This window comes from Lysinibacillus sp. NPDC097214, from assembly GCF_050277945.1.
Classification (GTDB): Bacteria; Bacillota; Bacilli; order Bacillales_A; family Planococcaceae; genus Lysinibacillus; species Lysinibacillus xylanilyticus_B.
In genome coordinates, this window is sequence record NZ_JBNNSS010000009.1 from 12007 (window position 1) to 32893 (window position 20887).

Below are 20887 nucleotides of genomic sequence, written 5' to 3' on the forward strand. Positions count from 1 at the left end.
TTACGGGCAGTTAAACGTCGCTTGATTCATGGATAGAGGTCATGTATTTGAGGATTCATTTTCAATACAGAAAAAATACGGCCCGTTAATGCGGGATAAAGTGAAACTTTAATCAGTGGGGAATACTTTATCCCCACTGATTATTAGTGTTCACCAATCGGGCATTTACGGGCAGTTAAACGTCGCTTGATTCATGGATAGAGGTCATGTATTTGAGGATTCATTTTCAATACAGAAAAAATACGGCCCGTTAATGCGGGACAAACGCTAATCCTTGAAACGGATTAGTGTTTTCTTTTTGGCGAGAATACGGTAAAATCGAGGGCGTACAAGATTGGAGGTTTTTCTTTTGAAAAAATTATCGATTGGTATGTTTCTATCAATGATTGGCATACTATTTGTTTGTTTAACGATCATGGATATTTTACCGTCCTCGACTAAAACAATGAAAATTGTCTATATCGGTATTGGTTGGGTATTTATTATTGCGGGATCCGTTATTCGTTTTAAAACTTTAAAACAAAGACAATAACGGAATATCTCGAAATTGAATTGTGATAACCTGCGAATTTATGATACAATTTCAAAAAAATAAATAATTTGAGTATTATGAAGTTGCGATGCTGTGCGAAAATTCAAAAGGATTAAATTGGGGAAAGATGATTAATTTAAGTATAAACAGTACAAATTCTTCTTTGTAAGAATTTGTTTTTTTATTTTCGTTAACAATGCCCAACACATAGAATAGGAGGAGAAATCATGCCAGTACTTCGCAAGGAGGATATTCATATTTCCGACCAGTATGTGGCTATCCAAACAGATTCACCAATGAAGGTCGTATCCTCAGCAGTACATAATCCGGGCTTTGGCTTTTTTACTCATTTAATTAATCGTTCGGTGCCCTATACGTATGATGAACGAAAACCACAGCTAGAATTGCAACGGTTTTTACAGTCTGAGGGCTTTCCCATTGACAAGACGGTGGCGATGATGACGGCAGTCTATGCTCGGTATGCGACAGTCCGTGAGTTTACATATGAAGGGATTCATCTTGTCATCATGATTACTGCTGGTCTTGGCAATGCAGTCGATATTACGCGAGCTTTTCATCGTCAGGAGCAGTATCATGCGGGAACTATTAATACGTGGGTACTAATAAATGGGAGATTGTCAGATGAAGCATTATTTCAAGCGATGATTTCTACGACAGAGGCAAAGGTTAAGGCACTTATTGATGAAGGCATCACAGATCCAACAACGGGTACACAAGCTACAGGTACTTCAACGGATAGCTTGTTGATTGCTTCAACAGAGGAAGGTGACTACCATCAATATGCTGGGCCGATTACGATGCTTGGAAAAGTCATTGGCCACGGTGTTTATGAAACGATGCGTGAGGCCATTCAAAAATATAAAAAAGATAAAGAGGAGAATCCGTTATGATGGCACTGGTGATTGCCTGTATCATTGGGCTTGTTTTTGATTTAATAGTGGGTGATCCTCCTAAAATGCCTCATCCAGTACGCTGGATTGGAAAGCTCATTCAATCTCAAACAGAGTTATGGAATAAAGGGAGAATGAGGAAATTTCGTGGCATGGTGATGGCGCTTGCTGTAGTTGGTACAACGATGTTTGTTGTGACGGCCATTATGCTACTAAGCTATAAGGTTAGCCTCCTATTTGGCATAGTGGTTGAGGGCTTACTTATTGGGATTGGACTAGCACAGCGTAGTTTGAAGGAAGCGGCGATGGCTGTCTATGAACCGCTCGTCAAAGGCAATTTTGCTGAAGCTCGAGTGAAGCTTTCCTGGATAGTTGGGCGTGATACGGAAAAACTTGACGAGGATGAAATTGTTCGTGGTGTTGTGGAAACAGTCTCAGAAAATACGAGTGATGGCGTAACAGCTCCATTATTTTACGCCTTTTTATTTGGTGCTATTGGGTTATGGGGTTATAAAGCTGTTAATACGCTAGACTCTATGATTGGCTATAAAAATGAACAATATAAAGATTTTGGTATGTTTGCAGCAAAGCTAGACGATATACTAAACTTTATTCCGAGTCGATTAACAGGCCTACTGATGGTGCTAGGGACGAAAAATGAAACGAATGTATCTCTCGGGAAGCGCTTAAAACGATGGGCACAAGATGCGAAAAAGCATCCAAGTCCTAACAGTGGTTATTTAGAAGCAGCTACAGCTGTTCAATTAGGTGTACAGCTTGGTGGAAAAAATACATATAAGGGAGTCGTTTCTAATCGAGCAATAATGGGCGAGAAATTAGTCCCATTAACAAAAGAGCATATTGCAACGTCAGTGATACATATGCGCATCGCGACCTTGCTCTTTACGCTTGTAATGATATCAGTGGAGGTGTTAATTTTTGCAATTACCTAATCACGGAGCAAATCCGCAAAATGTTTATCATCAGCTAGGGCTTGTTATGCCCGAAGAGGTGTATGATTTTAGTGAAAATGTGAATTCAGCAGGGCCTCCTCCGTTTGTTGAGGCACGTTGGCGAACATTTTATCCGCTTATTCAACGTTACCCAGATCCGGACGGTGAACCGTTTTTATCAAAGGTGGCAGCTTTTCATGCCGTCCCAAAAGATTCTATATTACTAGGTAATGGTGCATCTGAGCTATTTAGTGTTTTAGTTAGACGCTACGCCAATAAGCGTGTTATTATCGTACATCCAACTTTTTCAGAATATGAACGAACATTAACAGCTGCAGGCGCTGAAATTGTGCCAATTATTGTAGAGGATATTGTACACTACACATTGCCGATGGAGCATCTGAAGCGTGAAATGGTAAACGCGGATGCTTTATATATTTGTACACCGAACAATCCAACAGGGGTGCTTCCAAAGAAAGAGGAGCTTCTCGAATTAATCTCTCACGGTGCAAAGGTCAATTGTGAGCTTGTCATTGATGAGGCATTTATTGACTGGGTAGATGAAGCTTATTCATTAATCCAGTATGTGGCAGAAAAACCTCATTTGATTGTCGTTCGTTCGATGACAAAAATGTATGCGATTCCAGGATTACGCCTAGGCTATTTAGTGGCGAACCCAGTAGTTGTTACTGAGCTAAAGGATATTCTGCCGCATTGGAACTTAAATGCCTTTGCCCTCGTTATCGGGACAGGTTGTTTAGATGAACGCGCATATTGTGAGCAAGCCATTACCTATGCTAAAAATCAACGAGAATCGCTACAGCGCTATTTACAGGAACATGGTTGCCAGGTGACAAATAGTGTAACGAATTATGTATGTTTTGCATTACCGAAAAATCAGCAAGCAGATACATTTTTTACATATTGTTTATCAAAGGGCGTCGTGCTGCGTCATACAAAAAACTTTATGGGCTTAAATGGTGAATGGTTCCGTATTGGGATTAAAGATATTGTAGCCATGACATATTTACAGAATTGTTTACAGACGTGGTTTAACTTCATTCAGCAGAAGTCTCCCACCTCTATAGATGGTGATATGAATGCAGATTTAAGCTGCTTTTCAGCGGGTATCTAAACACCTGTACCTGTCGCTACGCTTTCGGTACAAAAAACACATGTAGCTGACGCTGCGTTAGCACTACGCTTTCGCGCAAAAGACATCTGATGGCACAAAGCCTCCGGCGGATGTCACAGAATCGGATAGGAGTTCTTAGGGGATGTTAGCCTAAAATCATCGCATCCATGCGATAACGGCTAACTGACCTGCATCGGTAAAAACGCAACGTCCTGTGGCATTACAGAAATGACCGACATCGTGTCGGCCCTCGTGCAGGCCTAAGCACAAAGCCGATTCCGGACTCAGCCGAGGCATAATTGATTGCAAATTAGGGGTGAGAAAGTTGACGACTTTTTATTTAGTAAGACATGGGGAAACAATGTGGAATAAAGAGCAACGACTACAGGGATGGTTAGATTCGCCGTTATCCGAAAATGGTATTTTACAGACAGAAAAACTTCGGGATCATTTGAAAAATATTTCTTTTACAGCGGCATTTAGCAGTTCAAGTGGTCGTGCTAAGGAAACGATGCAAATTCTTCTAACTGAACGACAGCTTCCAATTAATTATGAGGATAATTTACGCGAGATTTTTTTAGGAGATTGGCAAGGAAAAAAAGTCGAGGACATCATGACTTCTCATTCTGATTATGAATTATATACCGATTATCCTGGACAATTCGTCGCAACTCATACGGAAAGCTTTGATACGGTAACAGAACGAGCGATGTTTTCTTTAAAGAAAATAGCAGAAAAATATCCCGAGAATAATGTGTTAATTGTGTCCCACGCTGTAACGATTAAATGTATCATTAACGCTATTTTAGGGCGAAATGTCGATCAGCTGTGGGCAGAGCCATTTATTAATGGTACAAGTGTAACGATTATTGAACAAGTCGATCAACAATGGCTCGTTAAAGAGATCGGTAACATTCAACATTTACAATAGGAGGCGTAAACATTGCCACTGATTTTCATTACTGGGGGAGTACGCAGTGGTAAATCCCACTTTGCTGAAAAATCGGCTGTTACTCACTATCAAACAAAGTTTATGCAAGCGCAACGACTTATTTATATTGCTTCCGGAGTAGCGTTGGATCGTGAAATGGAGAAGCGGATCATACGACATCAAGCAGACAGACAAGCGCAAAATATCGAGTGGCTGACGATAGAAGCACCTTATGACATCGCAGATACCTTGCATAAACTGACCGATGGAGATGTCGTGTTATGGGACTGTGTTACGACATGGCTGACAAATGCGTTTTACGAGGGTTTTGATGCGGGTACTCCATGTGTGGAACAACCCGGCTGTTTAGAAAAGAAGGTTGAGGTTTTAAAAAAGGCGGTAGGGACGTTACTTGAGAAAAGAGTGACGTTTTTTATCGTCTCAAATGAATTATTCGATGAGCCTCCATATACGAACGAGGAAGTCGAATTATACCGACAAATGCTTGGGAAATTACATCAATGGTTCGTGTCTTTAGCGGATGAGGCGTATGAAATAAATTATGGTGTCGTTAAGAAATGGAAATAATGAATGACGCTTTAAAAATAAAAAAAAGGTAGGCAAGACGATGAAAAATTTCTGGCATAGTATGCAACTTGCATTTCAATTTTTTACAGTTTTGCCGGTACATAAAGAAATTCCTTTAACGAAAGCAACGATTACAGGGATGTTCGCCTTTTTGCCATGGATAGGGGCACTCATGGGTACAGCAGTGGCAGCAGTGATCTATTGTTTAACGGAATGGACGGCAAGTAGTGAGGTTTTACTTGCCTTTGTGATTATTGGATTATTTGCCTTATTTACTGGTGGATTACATTTAGACGGTTTTATTGATATGGGAGATGCTTATTTTTCCTATCGAGATCGTGAGAAGCGGCTTGAGATTTTAGATGATCCACGCGTTGGGGCATTTGGTGTGCTTTCAGTGTTATTTTTAGTGCTTGGTAAATTTGTGATACTGCATGAGCTATTCGTACAGCATAAATTAGCACTGTGGATGCTTGTGTTTATTCCGTTACTAACACGAGTAGGTATGAGCTTTTATTTTATGTCGCTCAAGTGTTCAAAGGAAAAGGGGCTTGCCTACTTTTTTAAAACACATATTAAGCCAGGTTTACTTATCTGCTTTATGCTATTAACATTAGTTGTTGCGTACAGTAGCTTGTTGATTGTAACGGGCTTCACAATTGTTCCATTCGTGTTGATGGCTGTATTAGCGATTGCCTTTTTAGTCTTTCGGCAATTTACAGTGCGCAACTTTGGCGGTGTTTCTGGGGATTTACTCGGTGCATCAATTGAAGGAATGGAGGTTGTACTATGGGTGACGTTGTTACTGTGCACTTAATGAGACATGCACCAACAAAGGAAAATTTAGAGAAGCGTTATATCGGCTGGACCGATTCTTTATTAGCTGATGCATCTTTACTCCCTATTGTAGATCAAGAGGTCACGAAGGTGTATGGTAGTGATTTACTGCGCTGTAGGGAAACCGCGGCCCGTTATTTCCCGAATGCAATATACGTGTCTGATAGGAGATTTCGAGAGTCGAATTTCGGAGAATTTGAAGGGCGAACATACGAGGACTTAAAATCGGATAATCGATATTGTGCATGGTTAGATGATCCTGTACAGTCACCTCCTCCAAAGGGGGAAGGTTTTGATGACTTTTGTGCACGTGTTTTGGAAGGGTTCACTGCATTACCAAAAGGGGAAGATGTGTGTCATCTCGTCGTCCATGGTGGCGTTATTCGAGCACTTCTCGTAGCCTTTGCACCAACTGAGCAACCTTTTTGGTCGTATCAAACACCGCATGATAAAATGTTTTCTTTAACGTTTACAAGAAAGGCTTGGGAGGAGGGAGCAAGATGCATGTCTTTATCGGAGGAGCATATAGTGGGAAAACCGACTACGTCATGAAATTACTTGCAGGTCAAAACGTTGAGCTAGTGGATGGTACTCTACCTAATGGCACTCTTACCTGTGATGTACTAGTTATTAAAAATATAGAGAAATGGCTTGTGACACAAGATCTTGAAGATGATGAGCCCCTTGTCAGAACCATTTTGACAAGACTAAAGACCCTTGAAGAAAATTGTACCTTATATATAATAGTGACCGATATGGGACGTGGCGTTGTGCCGATGGACAAACAGGCACGATTATTGCGTGATACATGTGGGCGTTTGTACCAGGCATTATTTGCTGAAGCCGAACAAGTCGTACGCATTTGGTACGGTATTGGGGAACAAATTAAATAATATAGTGACTTGAAGAATTTGTAAGGCTCTTTACAAAAGTGGGGATGACAAATGCAAAGATACATGCTATGTATATAAGTTGATTGGAGTGGAGGCTGGGCGACACCTCGGGGATCAGCAATAAAGGAACGAAGGCTAAAACCATCACATCCTGTGATAACGCCTTCGTGACCAACATAGTGTTGGCCCGAGACCCTGCAGCGAAGCGAATGTTTTCTGTGCGAAAGCGAAGCGGCAGCAACAAAGCGCCCAGCCGGAACGGAAATCAACCTACGATATGTTGACGAGCCAAATATAAAAAGAAAGAGGAAATGGAATGGATCGACAAAAATTGATGAAATTGACGCTCACTGCCATGGTAGCAGCAATTTGTGCAGTAGGTGCAGTTATTAAAATTCCTGCATTTATTACAACTGCAGCGCTTGACTCTGCACCTGCATTTTTGAGCGTTGTATTTTTATCACCAGTATTAGCTGGTGTTGCGGGAGTCATTGGGCATTTTATCTCAGCCTTGACTACGGGCTTCCCTCTAGGACCACTACATATAATTATCGCATTGGAAATGTTTATCGTTGTATGGATCTTTGGAGTTATGCATAAAAAAGGAATGCATTTCTGGAAATGGCCTGTGGCACTTATATTAAATGGTGTCGTGGCACCTTTACCATTTTACTTTATCATTAGTCCGGCATTTTACTGGACGTCATTGACTAGTCTTCCGCTGGCAACACTCATAAATTTAGTGATCGTTGCGGTTGTGATGCCAATTCTGTCGAAGGTGTTTGTGCGTAAGGAAGGTCGAGTCCATTGAGAAATGCAATGAAAATAGGTGAGCTGATTGCGACAACAGATAATGCCGCAGCAATTGGCGAAAAGATACAAGATGTTGTGTCTGCTCCAGATCAACTTACGGCATATTTTACCGCACGTGTTACATTTTTAGAGCAGCTTGCTGCAAATGCTTTACCAAGGCATATTTTACTTGCTAATTTTACAGGGGATGCTGCATGGTCTCGTTATGTTGCAGGTATTCAGCAAGTTTTTGATGAGGCTGGTCTTTTTTGTCCACCAATAGACGGTAGTTCAGAGACTAATATGCCAACTTTACAATCAGGTTTGTCAATCACGATGCTTGGGGAGCAGCAAAAACGCATAGCAACTAAGCATGAGCAGCTAAGTTGGTACACATATGGTCTGCCACTTGTAGGCAATGAAATCCTTGGACAGCCTGAGGATGTCGCACAGCTGGAACCTATTTTTCAAGCGTGGAAAGAGGGGCTCGTGCAGCAAGTATGGCCAGTAGGGTCAAAAGGTCTACAAGCAGAATTTACCCGACTTTTTGGCGAGCAACAGATCAAAAGTTCATTAGATGTTGAGAAAACGGCTGGTCCATGTGCAGTAGTTTTGCTAGGAATTGATTCAGAAAAAGAGCAGCTAGCACAAAAATATTTTCCTAGAAATTTTGAAAAACTACGTAAAACTGCATTGTAATCGGGCTTGCTTCGAGAAAAAGTAGCACTTTAAAAATTTTAAGGGGCAAAACGCCTATTGCAAGTGTAAACACAATATGTTAGATTTGTTTAGGAGTTAAAACACAATATATAGTAGTTTGGACGAGCGGTACCAAATATGGTTTAAAAGGGAATTCGGAAAAGAGTCATCTTAGGCCGAAGCTGTCCCCGCAACTGTAAGTGCTGACAAATGATGAAAAGGCCACTGTGAAGAACGGGAAGGCTATCATTTGGAGGAAGCATGAGCCAGGAGACCTGCCAACTTGTTCAAGACAGCAACACATTCTTCGGGGATTGAGAAGTGGAGGCGAGAGATTTGTCCACTTCTTAGTGTGCATGTCCTTCATTTCCATTTCCGATTTTACAGCGATCACGTAACCGATAGATGTTGCGTGATCGCTTTTTGTGTTGCTGGAGAAAGAAAGGGAGAGAATGTATACATGACAATTCAAATCGAACAGCAAATTGCTAAGCTCAAGAAAAGTTATACGGAGGATGAACTCGAAAGTTTTGTAAGATTATCGGATCGATGGCTACGAAAAAACGACAATGCGACATTTGAAGCATGGGCGGATGCGATGATTTTACAAACGCTTAGCCTAATTGATGAGGAGGAGCCTTACTGGACATTTGTCGCAGCTCAAGTTTATTTAGAAAAACTGTATGATCAATTTGCAATGCGCCGTGGCGTTTCAGTGCAGGATGTTTATAAAGGTTTCCCAGAACAATTAGCACGCTATACAGAAGCTGGTTTGTATCATGAATGTTTAACAACAAAATATAGTGAGCAGGATCTTCAAGAACTCGCTTCCTATTTAGAATCAAGTCGAGATGAATTGTTTACGTATATTGGCTTAAAAACATTAATGGACCGCTATGTAGTCCGTGATTACACGAAAACACCAGTGGAGCTACCACAGGAACGCTGGATGGTCATTGCGATGACCCTTATGCAAGATGAAACAGAAAATCGTTTAGAAAAAGTACGTGAATCTTACTGGGCAATGAGTAGTTTATATATGACTGTTGCCACACCGACTTTATCGAATGCAGGTAAAACACATGGCCAGCTATCTAGCTGCTTTATCGATACAGTAGATGATAGTTTACAAAGTATTTATGACACGAATACAGATGTCGCTACATTATCGAAATACGGCGGTGGCATTGGCGTTTATATGGGCAAAATTCGTAGCCGAGGCTCATCAATTAAAGGCTTTAAAGGCGCATCAAGTGGCGTTTTACCATGGATTAAACAGCTTAATAATACGGCGGTTTCAGTCGATCAGCTCGGTCAACGACAAGGAGCTATTGCTGTCTATTTAGATGTTTGGCATAAAGACGTCTTTACGTTTTTAGATTTACGCTTAAACAATGGGGATGAGCGTTTGCGTGCCCATGATATTTTCACAGGACTATGCTTACCGGATTTATTTATGGAAACGGTTGAAGAGCGCGGGGAATGGCATTTATTTGATCCACATGAAGTGCGAGAAGTTATGGGCTTTTCATTAGAGGATTACTACGATGAGAAAAAGGGTGATGGCTCTTTCCGTACTAAATATGCGGAATGTATCGCGAATCCATTATTAAGTCGTGAAGTCGTGCCAGCGATTGATATTATGAAGCGAATTATGCGCTCACAGCTTGAAACAGGCGTGCCGTTTATGTTCTATCGAGATGAAGTGAATCGCATGAACCCGAATAAGCATGAAGGGATGATTTACAGTTCGAACTTGTGTACAGAAATTTTCCAAAATATGTCTGCGACTGAATTCGAGTCTATTACCCTAGAAGATGATGTCATCGTAACACGTCGCAAGCCTGGAGATTTCGTTGTATGTAACTTATCATCTATCAATTTAGGTAGAGCTGTACCGGCTGGTGTTTTAGAACGATTGATCCCGATTCAAGTACGTATGTTAGATAACGTTATTGCACTTAATACAATTCCAGTAAAACAAGCAGAGCGTACAAACTTACGCTACCGTGGTATTGGGCTTGGAACATTTGGCTGGCATCATTTATTAGCTTTGAAAGAAATTCAATGGGAGTCTGAGGAAGCTGTGGAATTTGCGGACAAGCTTTATGAGCAAATTGCGTATTTAACGATTCGTGCTTCAAACAATTTAGCATGTGAAAAAGGGGCATACCCACTATTTGAAGGCTCGGATTGGCATACTGGTGCATATTTTGACAAACGTGGCTACGACAGTCATAAATGGAACGAGTTACGTGCAGCGGTTGCTGAAAAAGGAATGCGTAACGGTTATGTCATGGCGGTTGCACCGAACTCATCAACATCCATTTTAGCGGGCAGTACGGCTACGATTGATCCTATCTTCCAAAAGAGTTATTCAGAGGAGAAGAAGGATTACAAAATTCCGGTAACAGTACCAGATCTATCACCTGTGACAACTTGGTATTATAAATCTGCTTATTTCATTGATCAAAATTGGACAATCAAGCAAAATGCTGCACGAGCACGTCATATCGACCAAGGCATTTCACTTAATTTATACGTTCAAAATACGATTAAGGCGAAAGATTTACTAGCATTGCATATGAATGCTTGGGCGAGCGGCGTGAAAACGACATATTATGTACGCTCAACGTCTGTAGAATTGCTAGAATGTGAGTCTTGCGCAAGCTAGGAGGAAGTTAATAATGACAACTATTACAAAACGACAAATTATGGATAAGGAAGCGCCAAACCGTTCAACAGGAATTGTGAACGGGCGCTCTTCTAACATTTTAAACTGGGATGATGTGCGCTTTAGCTGGGCTTATCCTAAATATAAAAAAATGCTAGGGAACTTCTGGACACCGTTTGAAATTAATATGAGCAATGATGTCAAGCAGTTTCCACAGCTATCAGCAGATGAACGGGAATCCTTTTTAAAAATCATTGGCCTACTAGCGCTATTAGACAGTGTGCAAACCGATTTTGCAGGGAAAGTAGCGGACTATTTAACAGATTCAAGCTTAAATGCATTAATGATTATTTTAGCGCAACAAGAGGTGATCCATAATCACTCTTATTCTTATGTGCTATCAAGTATTGTGAACAAAGACGAGCAGGATCGTACGTTTGACTTTTGGCGAACAGAGCCAGTATTAGAGCGACGTAATGAGTTCGTTATTAAAGGCTACCATGCATTTTCGGAGGAGCCAACTGTTGAAAATATGCTAGAAGCGATTGTCTATGATGTGATTTTAGAAGGTTTATTCTTCTATTCAGGTTTTGCGTTCTTCTATCATTTAGCACGCAATCAAAAAATGGTGGCCTCATCAACGATGATTAACTATATTAATCGCGATGAGCAGCTACATGTCGATTTATTTGTGAAAATTTATCAGGAGCTACTAGAGGAATATCCTGAATACGATACACCAGAACGAGCAGCTCGTGTACAGGAAATCTTCCGAGAAGCGGTTCAGCTAGAAGTCGATTGGGCTAATGAAGTGATTGGCAATAAAATTGATGGCCTTGATGTGGAAGATGTACATGATTATGTTCACTTCTATGCGAACGTACGCTGTAATCAGCTTGGCGTAGAGCGTCCATTTGAAGGTTACCGCAAAAATCCATTGAAGTGGGTAAAAGCATATGAGGATGTTGATTTAGGGAAAACAGATTTCTTCGAGCAGCGTTCTCGCCAGTATGTGAAGGTCAATGTAGAAGATAACGGCTTTGATGATTTGTAAAAAGCTTTAGAGAAAAAACTGCCATGTTAGCGTGATGAATGCTGACATGGCTTTTTTCCAGTTGTTCAAAAATGGAAAATAGTTGGATGCAAGCCTCTCTTAAATAAATATTAGCCTAGTGTTGATGACTTCAAAAAGTATTTTATTGGGAGGGCTTATTACCAAATTTAGAGATGATATTTGTAAAAACGTATACGATGTAAATTAGTTGATTTTCGTTACGACTGGGCGACTCCTTGGGATCAGCGATATAGAGGAACGAAGGCTAAAAGCATCACGTCCTGTGATAACGCCTTCGTGACCGACATCCTGTTGGCCCGAGACCCTGGAACGAGCAGGTAGGGGAACGAAGGCTAAAACCATCACGTCCTGTGATAACGCCTTCGTGACCAACATCCTGTTGCCCCAAGCGGCTCATCGGACGCCCCCAGGAAGCTTTGCTCTGTGCGAAAGCGAAGCGTCAGCAATTGTTTTATCTGTGCGACAGCAACAACAAATGTTTTATCTGCGCGAAAGCGAAGCGGCAGCGACAAAGCGCCCGGTCGGAACGGAAATCAACCTCACGCTATGGTGATGAACCATAATTAGTATATTTATTATCAATCGTGTCCCGGATATTACGAGACACGAAAAATTAATTGACACTTGAGAATGATTTTCAGTTATAATTATTAACGAAGAACGAAAAGAACGGAGAAGAAAGAATGCAGGCAATAAAACAGTTAGGAGGGTTTTTAGGGCCCTATAAATTTTTCACCTTAATCGCACCATTATTAATGGTACTAGAGGTAACGATGGATTTACTTCAGCCGACGATTATGCAGCATATGATTGATACGGGTATTGCGAATGGCGATAATCCGTATGTGCTGAAAATGTTCGTTTGGATGCTGATGAGTGCGGTATTCGGACTTGTTGGTGGGATAGGCTGCTCTTATTATAGTTCGAAGGCAGCTATCCATTTTGCATCGGACGTTCGTCAGTCACTTTATGAAAAAATGATGACGTATTCGGCAAAGGAACGTGACACTTTTACAACAGGGAAGCTTATTACGATTTTAACGAGTGACGTAGAAAGTGTTCAACGCGCGTTTATGATGACGTTGCGTATTTTTGTGCGTGGTCCTTTATTATTTATTGGAGCCGTTATTATAGTTTTTGTGACGGCACGTGAGTTATTTTCGATACTCCTTATTATCGTGCCACTCTTAATTATTGCGATGTACTTTTTCACCAAGTACTCGGGTGTCCTGTATCGTCGAGTGCAGGAGGCAATTGACGGTGTTAATATGAAGCTTCAGGAGAACTTAGCGGGGATTCGTGTTGTGAAGGCGTTCCGTCGTGAAACGCAACAGATTGAACAATTTGGCGCTCTAAATGATACGCTGACGAAGCGCTTTATTATTGCAGAGCAAATAGTTGGCGTGCTCGTGCCATTTACGATGTTTGTTGTCAATCTAGGGATTGTAGCAGCACTTTGGCTTGGGGCCATTAAAGTAGAAGCCGGTACATTAAAGGTTGGAGTGATTCTCGCTTTTATTAACTATTTAACGATTATATTAAATGGATTGATGACTTCTAGTATGGTATTGATGCAAATAGCACGTGCTATTCCTTCAGGAGAGCGTATCGTGGACGTCTTAAATAAAGAAGTAGCGGTCAAGGAAGTGGAAAATCCACTTACAGCGCCAATTCAAGGGGCTATTGACTTTCAAAATGTGAGCTATCGTTATTATGAGTCGGCTGAGGATGTTCTGAAAAACATTACATTTTCCGTAAAGCCAGGGCAAACGGTAGGTCTGATTGGAAAAACAGGTAGTGGAAAATCAACGCTAGTGAAGCTATTACCACGTTTGTTTGATCCCACAAGTGGAGAAATACACTTGGATGGAAAGCCTCTAAAGGATTATGCATTATCCACTTTACGCAAACATATCGGTTTTACTTCTCAAAAAGCATTACTATTCTCAGGTGCAATTGACCATAATATCCGTCTTGGTAAGGACGATGCAACGTCGGTGGAATTACAGCAAGCTCTAGATGCAGCATGTGCCACTGAATTTGTGGACCGACTGGATAAAGGGTTAGCGCATGAACTTTCACAGGGGGCAACCAATCTCTCTGGCGGTCAAAAGCAGCGATTAGCGTTAACGCGTGCACTCGTTAGGCAGCCTGCTATTTTAGTGTTGGATGATACAACATCTGCTCTTGATAGTGCTTCTGAAGAACATGTTCAGCAAGCTATTAGCACTCATTATAATGACACAACGACGTTTATCGTAGCGTCTAAAATAGCTTCTATTCAAGAGGCAGACCTGATTTTAGTATTAGAGGACGGCGAAATTGTTGGTCAAGGCACACATCAACAATTATTACAGAATAATAAATTCTACCAAGCAATTTACGCTTCACAGCAAAAGGCTGGTGTACAACAATGAGTCAAAGTCAACCAAAGCAGATTAATTTTGGACGCGGACCACGTATGGCTGGACCAGCTGAAAAGGCTAGAAATCAAAAAGCAACGATCAATCGTGTGTGGCACTATGTGAAGCAGCAAAAAATAGGACTTTATTTCTCTATATTCTTTGTAGTAGTTTCTACATTTTTAAGCTTAGCAGGACCGTACTTAATCGGACATATCGTTGATGAATATATTATGAAAAAAGATATTACCGGTACGATTCGTTTAGGTATTGTGCTAGCAGTTATTTATACAGCTGCGTCTATTTTTACGTGGCTACAAACATATGTCATGATTCATGTGGCGATGAAAACAATTCGCACATTACGTCTTGAACTGTTTAAAAAGCTTCAATTGTTAACACTGAGATTTTTCGATCAGCGAGCACTCGGTGATTTAATGAGCCGTGTGACAAATGATATCGATAATTTAAATACGGCACTTGCACAAAGTGTGACACAAATCGTATCGTCAATCTTAACGGTAATCGGTGTTAGTATTGCTATGTTCTCTCTAAGCTGGCAGCTAGCAATCGTGACGCTGACTATTATTCCTCTAATTGTTTTTACGACGAAGCAAATTGTTAAACGTAGTAGTAAAAACTATGCGGCACGTCAACGTGATTTAGGGCAGCTGAACGGGTATATTGAGGAAATGATTACGGGTGCAGAGGTTGTGACACTTTTTGGGACAGAACAACAAACGATTGAGACGTTCCATAAGCAGAACGAAAATCTCCGTCACTCGGCACAGCGAGCAGAAATTACTTCAGGTCTACTAGGCCCAATTAATAATTTTATGAATAACTTAGGTTTAACTGTAGTCATTGGCACAGGGGCATTTTTATCGGTAAAAGGGATCGTTTCAGTTGGGGTTATCGCCGCATTTGTCACGTATACTCGTCAGTTTTTCCGTCCATTGAATCAGTTATCTAATCTTTTGAATACCTTCCAGTCGGCGATTGCAGGGGCAGAACGAGTTTTCGAAATTTTAGATGAGCCTTCGGAAGTAGCAGATAAAAAGCATGCCATTGATTGTCAAAGTCTAAAAGGGGATGTGGCATTTCGCAATGTATCCTTCAGCTATTTGCCAGAGAAGCCAGTACTGAAAAATATTAGCTTCCAAGCCAAGAAGGGTGAAACCATTGCTCTTGTCGGTCCAACTGGGTCAGGTAAAACAACGATTATCAATTTGTTAACTCGTTTTTATGATGTTGATGCAGGTGAAATTTTGATTGATGGTCATAACATCGAGGAATATAAAATGGCAACAATCCGTCAAAGAGTAGGTGTAGTCCTACAGGATACGTATTTATTCTCAGGAACGATTCGTGAAAATATTCGTTTCGGTAAACTTGATGCTACAGATGCAGAGGTTGAAGAAGCGGCAAAAATCGCAAATGCCCATAATTTTATTAAGCATTTACCAGCACAATATGATACACCTGTACAGGCAGGTGGGGCTAACTTGAGTCAAGGTCAACGACAATTATTAGCTATTGCCCGGGAAATTCTTGAAAATTCAGATATTTTAATTTTGGATGAAGCTACATCCAGTGTGGATACGCAAACAGAGGTTGATATTCAAAAAGGTCTCCAGCATTTAATGCAGGGGCGCACTAGCTTTGTCATTGCACACCGCTTAAAAACAATCGAAAATGCCGACCAAATCCTTGTGATTCAACAAGGTGAAATTGTTGAGCAGGGCAATCACGAGCAGCTTATGCAAAAACAAGGCATTTATAGTAATCTCCAGCAAAAACTTTTACTGGAGCAAGTGGAATAAGTTAAAGGAGGCTGTCTAGTAAGTTGTAAAAACTTATTAGGCAGTTTTTGTTTTTAGCTATTGTGGAAGGCATTTGGAAATGTTATGATGCATCAAAATTCAACTTTAGAAGGTGAGGTATTAAAATGTACGAATTAAAAACAAAAGAAACTGATGAGAGTGTCATTGAATTTATTGAAAACGTGGATCATCCAAAAAAGCGTGAAGATGCTTACCGACTATTGGATATTTTTGCTGAAGTAACAGGGTATGAAGCAAAAATGTGGGGGCCAAGCATTATAGGATTTGGTAAATATCATTACAAATATAAATCTGGACATGAAGGCGATGCACCTTTAGTTGGATTCTCTCCTCGAAAAGCTAAAATCAGTTTATATTTTGCGCCAGGTGACAGTGAACGAGACAATTTACTAAAGTCTTTTGGTAAACATACAACAGGAAAAGCTTGTGTTTATATAAATAAAATAGCGGATATTGATGTGGAAATATTAAAGTCGCTCATCCAACGATCTGTATCCTTTTTACAAGAGTCCTATCCCGATCAATAATTAAGCGCTGTCTAAGTGGAGTAATACACTTTTAGACAGCTTTTTTTTCTAATTACCCAAAAATTAATTAGAAATTTATTTTTATTGTTTATCCTTTCATTATCAACTGAAAGGAGCATTTTATGAAAAAACTTTTAAAGAAAATAGTTATCTATTTTATAGCAGTCATGCTTATTGGACTAGTGGGGATATTCAGTTATCATCGTTATCAGCTAAGTAAAGAATCCAAACTTCTAGGCAATAAAGGGACACTAATTGAGGTCGATCATCAAAAAATCAATGTTTACACGGAAGGCAATGGTCAGGACACGTATGTATTTATGGCAGGTTCAGGGGTTGCGTCACCCATTTATGAAATGAAAGGGCTGTACAGTAAATTTTCGCAACAACATAAGATTGCGGTTATTGAAAGAGCGGGATATGGATATAGCGATGTCTCGAAGGACGAACGAGATATTGATACAATTTTAGCGCAAACGAGAGAAGCGCTCTTGAAAAGTGGAAATCAGCCTCCTTATATATTAGTACCGCATTCCATTTCAGGGGTTGAAGCTATTTATTGGGCACAAAAATATCCTGAAGAAATTAAGGGAATCATTGCGCTTGATATTGGTTTGCCAAGTCAATATGTGGAGCATGAAATGGGGGCAGTCGACTTATGGACTGTTAAAGGAATGAATTTGCTAACGAAATTGGGCGTACATCGATTAACACCTTCGAAAGTGTATAATCCAGAAGTAATGAAGCAATCGTTTTTAACTGAGAGAGAAAAAGAAATATATAAAGCTCTATCCTATAAGAAAACTTTTAATGATGATATGAAAAATGAACTACTACATGTATACGAAAATAGTTTAAAATCAGAAGAGCTTCCGAAACCAAAAGACACACCGATATTATTTATAGATGCCATTGCTGAACAAAATAAAAATTCGGAATTTACGAAGTACCATAGTCAGAAATATGCAGAATTCGCCGAGCAAATTAGCATAGCGGATGTCCAAGTATTAAGCGGTACTCATAGTATTTATTTATATAAACCTGATGAAATTTATAATCTTGCGATAGAATTTATGAAAACAAAAGTTGGCAACAAAGAAAGGTCGAGGAAATGAAAGGATTTACGATTTTAATAGTAGAAGACGACCCAATGATTGGCGAGTTGATGCAAAAAATATTCCAACGTGAAGGTTACGACGTTGTCTGGAAAACTGATGGACGAGAAATAATGAACATCATCCATCAAGTCGATTTAGTCATCATGGACATTATGCTCCCAGGGGAAGATGGCTATCAGCTGACAAACAACATTAAAAGCCTTGGCTTAAATATCCCCATTATTTTTCTATCTGCTCGCAATGATATTGAGAGCAAGCTGCAAGGGTTAACTGTTGGGGAAGATTATATGACAAAACCATTTGATCCGAGAGAGTTACTTTTAAGAATGCAGAAAATGCTAGAGCAGCAGTATGGCACATTGTCACAAATCCAGCATCTATTAATTGATAGAGAGCATCTTAAATTATTTAAAAATAATATACATGATGAAATTTCATTAACAGCAATCGAACGTAAAATCTTCTTTTATTTATTTGACAACAAGGATAGGGTATTGACGAAGGATCATTTTTTTGGCTATTTATGGCCACTTGAAGATCGAAATCAAAATATCATCAATGTTCACATCAAAAAGATCAGAACGAAAATGAATGATAAATCAGGTACCATCCTACAAAATATTTACGGAGAAGGGTATCGATTAAATACCTACATAAAGAAATGACATTAAAAACTAAATATCGATTATTATTATTTACGGCCATAGTCAGTGTTCCAATCGTCTTGTTAGGGATCAGTGTGTCGATGTCTATTATTTACGAATTCGCTTTTAAAACTAGAAATAAAGGCACTCCATTCCATGAATCATTCGCCTATCCAACGATGCTATTTGTGTTCTTCCTATCATTATGTTTGCTAGCATTTTTATTTTCGAAATCGATCAATGCATTACTAACGAAAATTAATATGCTCAATAAAACGATTCGTGACTTAGCGAGTAATGAAAAAATACCGAGTACATTAGCTGTTGGCAGTGAGGATGAAATTGGCCAGTTAATTCAGTCCGTTAATATACTAATAGAGCGAACTACTTATCGGGAATTAGAGCTTAAACAACAGCAGGAGCTACAAAAAGAGCTACTGCAAAAGCTAAGGCACGACATTAATACACCGTTAACTGCGATCCGTTTACAATTATTTTATCTAGAAGAATACTATAAGGAACAACCAAAATTGGTGGAATCTTTGAATGAGCAAATTCATTATATCGCTAGCTTAACGAATGCATTTAATTTGCAATCCTTAGACACAATGGAGAATTCTTATATCGTTACAGAGGAAGTGCAACTCACGACATTGTTAGAAACGATGATAAAAAAATGGAGCTATCTATATAGAATGCATAACATCGAACTAATCTATCATCCAGAGAATACAAATGTAATATGGACAAGTAATGAGCTATGGCTACAACGAATGTTCGATAATGTGTTCCAAAATACTTTGAAACACTCAAAAGCTACAAAACTTGAGATATCAATGAAAGATAATCAGATTTTCATGATGGATAACGGTGTTGGCTTTGAACAAAATTGTGTAAGTGGGGGTCTAGGTTTGAAGATCATTGATGACATCGCTAGAATTCTTCAAGTTAGCTGTTCACTCCAATCCAACGAAGAAGGGACCTCATTTTGTTTTTCTATTTCAACCTAAAAACAACGGCTTTTTTACTTTGCCGTTGTTTTTTTATTATATCGAAAAAAGCTAGGTGTTGCTGCACAACAATTGGACAGCCAGTCTAATGTTGTTTATTAATAAAAAACAGGGAATCGAAACCGTAAAAGAACCATATAAAGCTATAAAAGGAGGAACGTTTATATGAACAAAAATTCCCCTGCAAGTGTAAGTATGGTTTACATGATGACGAATAATGAAGTCATGAACCAAGTTATTGCCTTTCACAGGGACATGAATGGAATGCTCAGCTTCGCTGGTGCCTACCCGACTAATGGGAGGGGTACTGGAATAAGGAAAGTTTCTGCGGCAACCCCAAACAATGGTGTCGATCCCCTGACGTCACAAGGAGCATTAACCTTATCCCGTGATGGTCGTTTTCTTCTCACAGTGAACGCAGGCAGCCATAGTATCAGTAGTTTTATCATTAATGACAGCGGTGTACCCGTTCTCGTTGACGTGAAGCCATCGGGAGATGCTCAGCCAAATAGTGTAAATGTGTTTGGTGATCTAGTCTATGTTGCCAATGTAGGGTATGCCGCAAATAATTTTGCATCTAACATCATGGGTTTTCGGATAGATGAACACGGGCGCCTTACTCCTATTGCTGGCTCCTCACGTTCTCTCAGCACTTTCAATGCCGAGCCCGCTCAGGTTCTTTTCACACGTGATGGCAGTAAGCTCCTTGTAACCGAATATACTTCAAACCGTCTTAGCGTTTTCAACGTAAATCAAAACGGTACGGTTACAGAACCAATCGTCAATGATTCTTATGGTGACGGTCCACTGGGTGCCTATTTTCTATCCTCTGGAATCCTTTTAGTTACTGAAGCAAGTTCAAATGCCCTATCATCTTATTCAATGAGCAACGACGGGATTCTCCATGTGATCAGTGGCTCAGTACCAAACGGATATAAAACCGCATGCTGGGTAATAACGAATAGAGATGAACGTTTTGCCTTCATAACAAATACTTTAAGCGGCACTATTTCCACTTACCGAATCGATAACAATGGAGCATTGTCTGTGGCAGGGCATATTACCAGTACACCACAAGGTACAGCTCCAGGACTGCCGATGGATGTTGGAGTGAGTAAAGATGGACGTCATTTTTACACCTTGAACGGAAATCAGGGAACAGTCTCCGTTTTTGCGATCCAAGAGGATGGAAGGCTAATTAGATTGCAGGTTGCTATATGGGCTCAACTCCCTTATTTTGGCTCACAGGGATTAGCGGTTCTTTGATTTTAAGTTAGGGGATAAATTAAAGTTAGGCGATAATTTTAAAAAATGTTCCGATA

Annotated in this window: 20 protein-coding genes and 1 riboswitch; all 20 genes read left to right on the forward strand. The window is 40.0% G+C overall.

Annotated elements, in window-relative coordinates:
* Positions 1 to 349 precede the first annotated feature (349 nt).
* The 20 genes from ACQKMI_RS18580 (at position 350) to ACQKMI_RS18675 (ending at position 20831) form a co-directional block, all read left to right on the forward strand.
* On the forward strand, positions 350 to 532 hold the full coding sequence (locus tag ACQKMI_RS18580; RefSeq protein WP_100543083.1) for a hypothetical protein: 183 nt from the start codon (positions 350 to 352) through the stop codon (positions 530 to 532).
* Positions 533 to 759: 227 nt separating this feature from the next.
* Entirely contained in the window at positions 760 to 1443 is a 684-nt protein-coding gene (locus ACQKMI_RS18585) for an adenosylcobinamide amidohydrolase (protein ID WP_427491285.1), read from the forward strand.
* A complete protein-coding gene (gene cbiB, locus ACQKMI_RS18590) occupies positions 1440 to 2396 on the forward strand; it encodes an adenosylcobinamide-phosphate synthase CbiB (RefSeq protein WP_427491287.1) in 957 nt (318 codons plus the stop codon). The genes ACQKMI_RS18585 and cbiB overlap by 4 nt, the downstream gene beginning before the upstream one ends.
* Complete coding sequence (locus ACQKMI_RS18595; protein WP_427491289.1) at positions 2383 to 3531, forward strand: pyridoxal phosphate-dependent aminotransferase; 1149 nt, start codon at positions 2383 to 2385, stop codon at positions 3529 to 3531. Before cbiB ends, ACQKMI_RS18595 begins: the two co-directional genes overlap by 14 nt.
* Before the next feature lie 316 nt (positions 3532 to 3847).
* Positions 3848 to 4462 carry a histidine phosphatase family protein gene (locus tag ACQKMI_RS18600; protein ID WP_427491291.1) on the forward strand — a complete coding sequence of 205 codons (615 nt, stop codon included), beginning with the start codon at positions 3848 to 3850 and terminating at the stop codon, positions 4460 to 4462.
* 12 nt (positions 4463 to 4474) lie between these two features.
* Complete coding sequence (locus tag ACQKMI_RS18605; RefSeq protein ID WP_427491293.1) at positions 4475 to 5050, forward strand: bifunctional adenosylcobinamide kinase/adenosylcobinamide-phosphate guanylyltransferase; 576 nt, start codon at positions 4475 to 4477, stop codon at positions 5048 to 5050.
* Positions 5051 to 5090: 40 nt separating this feature from the next.
* Positions 5091 to 5867, forward strand: a complete 777-nt coding sequence (gene cobS, locus ACQKMI_RS18610) for an adenosylcobinamide-GDP ribazoletransferase (RefSeq protein ID WP_427491295.1) — start codon at positions 5091 to 5093, stop codon at positions 5865 to 5867.
* Entirely contained in the window at positions 5840 to 6439 is a 600-nt protein-coding gene (locus ACQKMI_RS18615; RefSeq protein WP_427491297.1) for a histidine phosphatase family protein, read from the forward strand. The genes cobS and ACQKMI_RS18615 overlap by 28 nt, the downstream gene beginning before the upstream one ends.
* Positions 6388 to 6780 carry a bifunctional adenosylcobinamide kinase/adenosylcobinamide-phosphate guanylyltransferase gene (locus ACQKMI_RS18620; protein ID WP_427491299.1) on the forward strand — a complete coding sequence of 131 codons (393 nt, stop codon included), beginning with the start codon at positions 6388 to 6390 and terminating at the stop codon, positions 6778 to 6780. Before ACQKMI_RS18615 ends, ACQKMI_RS18620 begins: the two co-directional genes overlap by 52 nt.
* A gap of 316 nt (positions 6781 to 7096) precedes the next feature.
* Positions 7097 to 7591: an ECF transporter S component gene (locus ACQKMI_RS18625; RefSeq protein WP_427491300.1), complete on the forward strand. Its 495-nt coding sequence runs from the start codon at positions 7097 to 7099 to the stop codon at positions 7589 to 7591.
* On the forward strand, positions 7588 to 8271 hold the full coding sequence (locus ACQKMI_RS18630) for a hypothetical protein (RefSeq protein WP_427491302.1): 684 nt from the start codon (positions 7588 to 7590) through the stop codon (positions 8269 to 8271). Before ACQKMI_RS18625 ends, ACQKMI_RS18630 begins: the two co-directional genes overlap by 4 nt.
* A gap of 109 nt (positions 8272 to 8380) precedes the next feature.
* Positions 8381 to 8570: riboswitch (cobalamin riboswitch) on the forward strand.
* Between the two features lie 161 nt (positions 8571 to 8731).
* On the forward strand, positions 8732 to 10945 hold the full coding sequence (locus tag ACQKMI_RS18635; RefSeq protein WP_427491304.1) for a ribonucleoside-diphosphate reductase subunit alpha: 2214 nt from the start codon (positions 8732 to 8734) through the stop codon (positions 10943 to 10945).
* Between the two features lie 13 nt (positions 10946 to 10958).
* Positions 10959 to 11999: a ribonucleotide-diphosphate reductase subunit beta gene (locus ACQKMI_RS18640; RefSeq protein ID WP_427491306.1), complete on the forward strand. Its 1041-nt coding sequence runs from the start codon at positions 10959 to 10961 to the stop codon at positions 11997 to 11999.
* Between the two features lie 704 nt (positions 12000 to 12703).
* The gene (locus tag ACQKMI_RS18645; RefSeq protein WP_427491308.1) at positions 12704 to 14437 is read left to right on the forward strand and encodes an ABC transporter ATP-binding protein; all 1734 of its coding nucleotides are present in this window, start codon (positions 12704 to 12706) and stop codon (positions 14435 to 14437) included.
* Complete coding sequence (locus tag ACQKMI_RS18650) at positions 14434 to 16245, forward strand: ABC transporter ATP-binding protein (protein ID WP_427491310.1); 1812 nt, start codon at positions 14434 to 14436, stop codon at positions 16243 to 16245. Before ACQKMI_RS18645 ends, ACQKMI_RS18650 begins: the two co-directional genes overlap by 4 nt.
* A gap of 125 nt (positions 16246 to 16370) precedes the next feature.
* Positions 16371 to 16793, forward strand: a complete 423-nt coding sequence (locus ACQKMI_RS18655) for a DUF1801 domain-containing protein (RefSeq protein ID WP_427491312.1) — start codon at positions 16371 to 16373, stop codon at positions 16791 to 16793.
* A 122-nt stretch (positions 16794 to 16915) separates the two neighbouring features.
* The gene (locus ACQKMI_RS18660) at positions 16916 to 17908 is read left to right on the forward strand and encodes an alpha/beta fold hydrolase (RefSeq protein ID WP_427491313.1); all 993 of its coding nucleotides are present in this window, start codon (positions 16916 to 16918) and stop codon (positions 17906 to 17908) included.
* Positions 17905 to 18576: a response regulator transcription factor gene (locus ACQKMI_RS18665; protein ID WP_427491315.1), complete on the forward strand. Its 672-nt coding sequence runs from the start codon at positions 17905 to 17907 to the stop codon at positions 18574 to 18576. Before ACQKMI_RS18660 ends, ACQKMI_RS18665 begins: the two co-directional genes overlap by 4 nt.
* Positions 18573 to 19565: a histidine kinase dimerization/phospho-acceptor domain-containing protein gene (locus tag ACQKMI_RS18670; RefSeq protein WP_427491317.1), complete on the forward strand. Its 993-nt coding sequence runs from the start codon at positions 18573 to 18575 to the stop codon at positions 19563 to 19565. The genes ACQKMI_RS18665 and ACQKMI_RS18670 overlap by 4 nt, the downstream gene beginning before the upstream one ends.
* Positions 19566 to 19730: 165 nt before the next feature.
* On the forward strand, positions 19731 to 20831 hold the full coding sequence (locus ACQKMI_RS18675; protein ID WP_427491319.1) for a lactonase family protein: 1101 nt from the start codon (positions 19731 to 19733) through the stop codon (positions 20829 to 20831).
* Positions 20832 to 20887: the final 56 nt, after the last annotated feature.

Bases quoted from the DNA above. Each gene is read 5' to 3' on its own strand.
- ACQKMI_RS18585 (WP_427491285.1), top strand. From the start codon at position 760: ATGCCAGTACTTCGCAAGGAGGATATTCATATTTCCGACCAGTATGTG.
- cbiB (WP_427491287.1), top strand. From the start codon at position 1,440: ATGATGGCACTGGTGATTGCCTGTATCATTGGGCTTGTTTTTGATTTA.
- cobS (WP_427491295.1), top strand. From the start codon at position 5,091: ATGAAAAATTTCTGGCATAGTATGCAACTTGCATTTCAATTTTTTACA.
- ACQKMI_RS18615 (WP_427491297.1), top strand. From the start codon at position 5,840: ATGGGTGACGTTGTTACTGTGCACTTAATGAGACATGCACCAACAAAG.
- ACQKMI_RS18620 (WP_427491299.1), top strand. From the start codon at position 6,388: ATGCATGTCTTTATCGGAGGAGCATATAGTGGGAAAACCGACTACGTC.
- ACQKMI_RS18625 (WP_427491300.1), top strand. From the start codon at position 7,097: ATGGATCGACAAAAATTGATGAAATTGACGCTCACTGCCATGGTAGCA.
- ACQKMI_RS18635 (WP_427491304.1), top strand. From the start codon at position 8,732: ATGACAATTCAAATCGAACAGCAAATTGCTAAGCTCAAGAAAAGTTAT.
- ACQKMI_RS18640 (WP_427491306.1), top strand. From the start codon at position 10,959: ATGACAACTATTACAAAACGACAAATTATGGATAAGGAAGCGCCAAAC.
- ACQKMI_RS18645 (WP_427491308.1), top strand. From the start codon at position 12,704: ATGCAGGCAATAAAACAGTTAGGAGGGTTTTTAGGGCCCTATAAATTT.
- ACQKMI_RS18650 (WP_427491310.1), top strand. From the start codon at position 14,434: ATGAGTCAAAGTCAACCAAAGCAGATTAATTTTGGACGCGGACCACGT.
- ACQKMI_RS18655 (WP_427491312.1), top strand. From the start codon at position 16,371: ATGTACGAATTAAAAACAAAAGAAACTGATGAGAGTGTCATTGAATTT.
- ACQKMI_RS18660 (WP_427491313.1), top strand. From the start codon at position 16,916: ATGAAAAAACTTTTAAAGAAAATAGTTATCTATTTTATAGCAGTCATG.
- ACQKMI_RS18665 (WP_427491315.1), top strand. From the start codon at position 17,905: ATGAAAGGATTTACGATTTTAATAGTAGAAGACGACCCAATGATTGGC.
- ACQKMI_RS18670 (WP_427491317.1), top strand. From the start codon at position 18,573: ATGACATTAAAAACTAAATATCGATTATTATTATTTACGGCCATAGTC.
- ACQKMI_RS18675 (WP_427491319.1), top strand. From the start codon at position 19,731: ATGAACAAAAATTCCCCTGCAAGTGTAAGTATGGTTTACATGATGACG.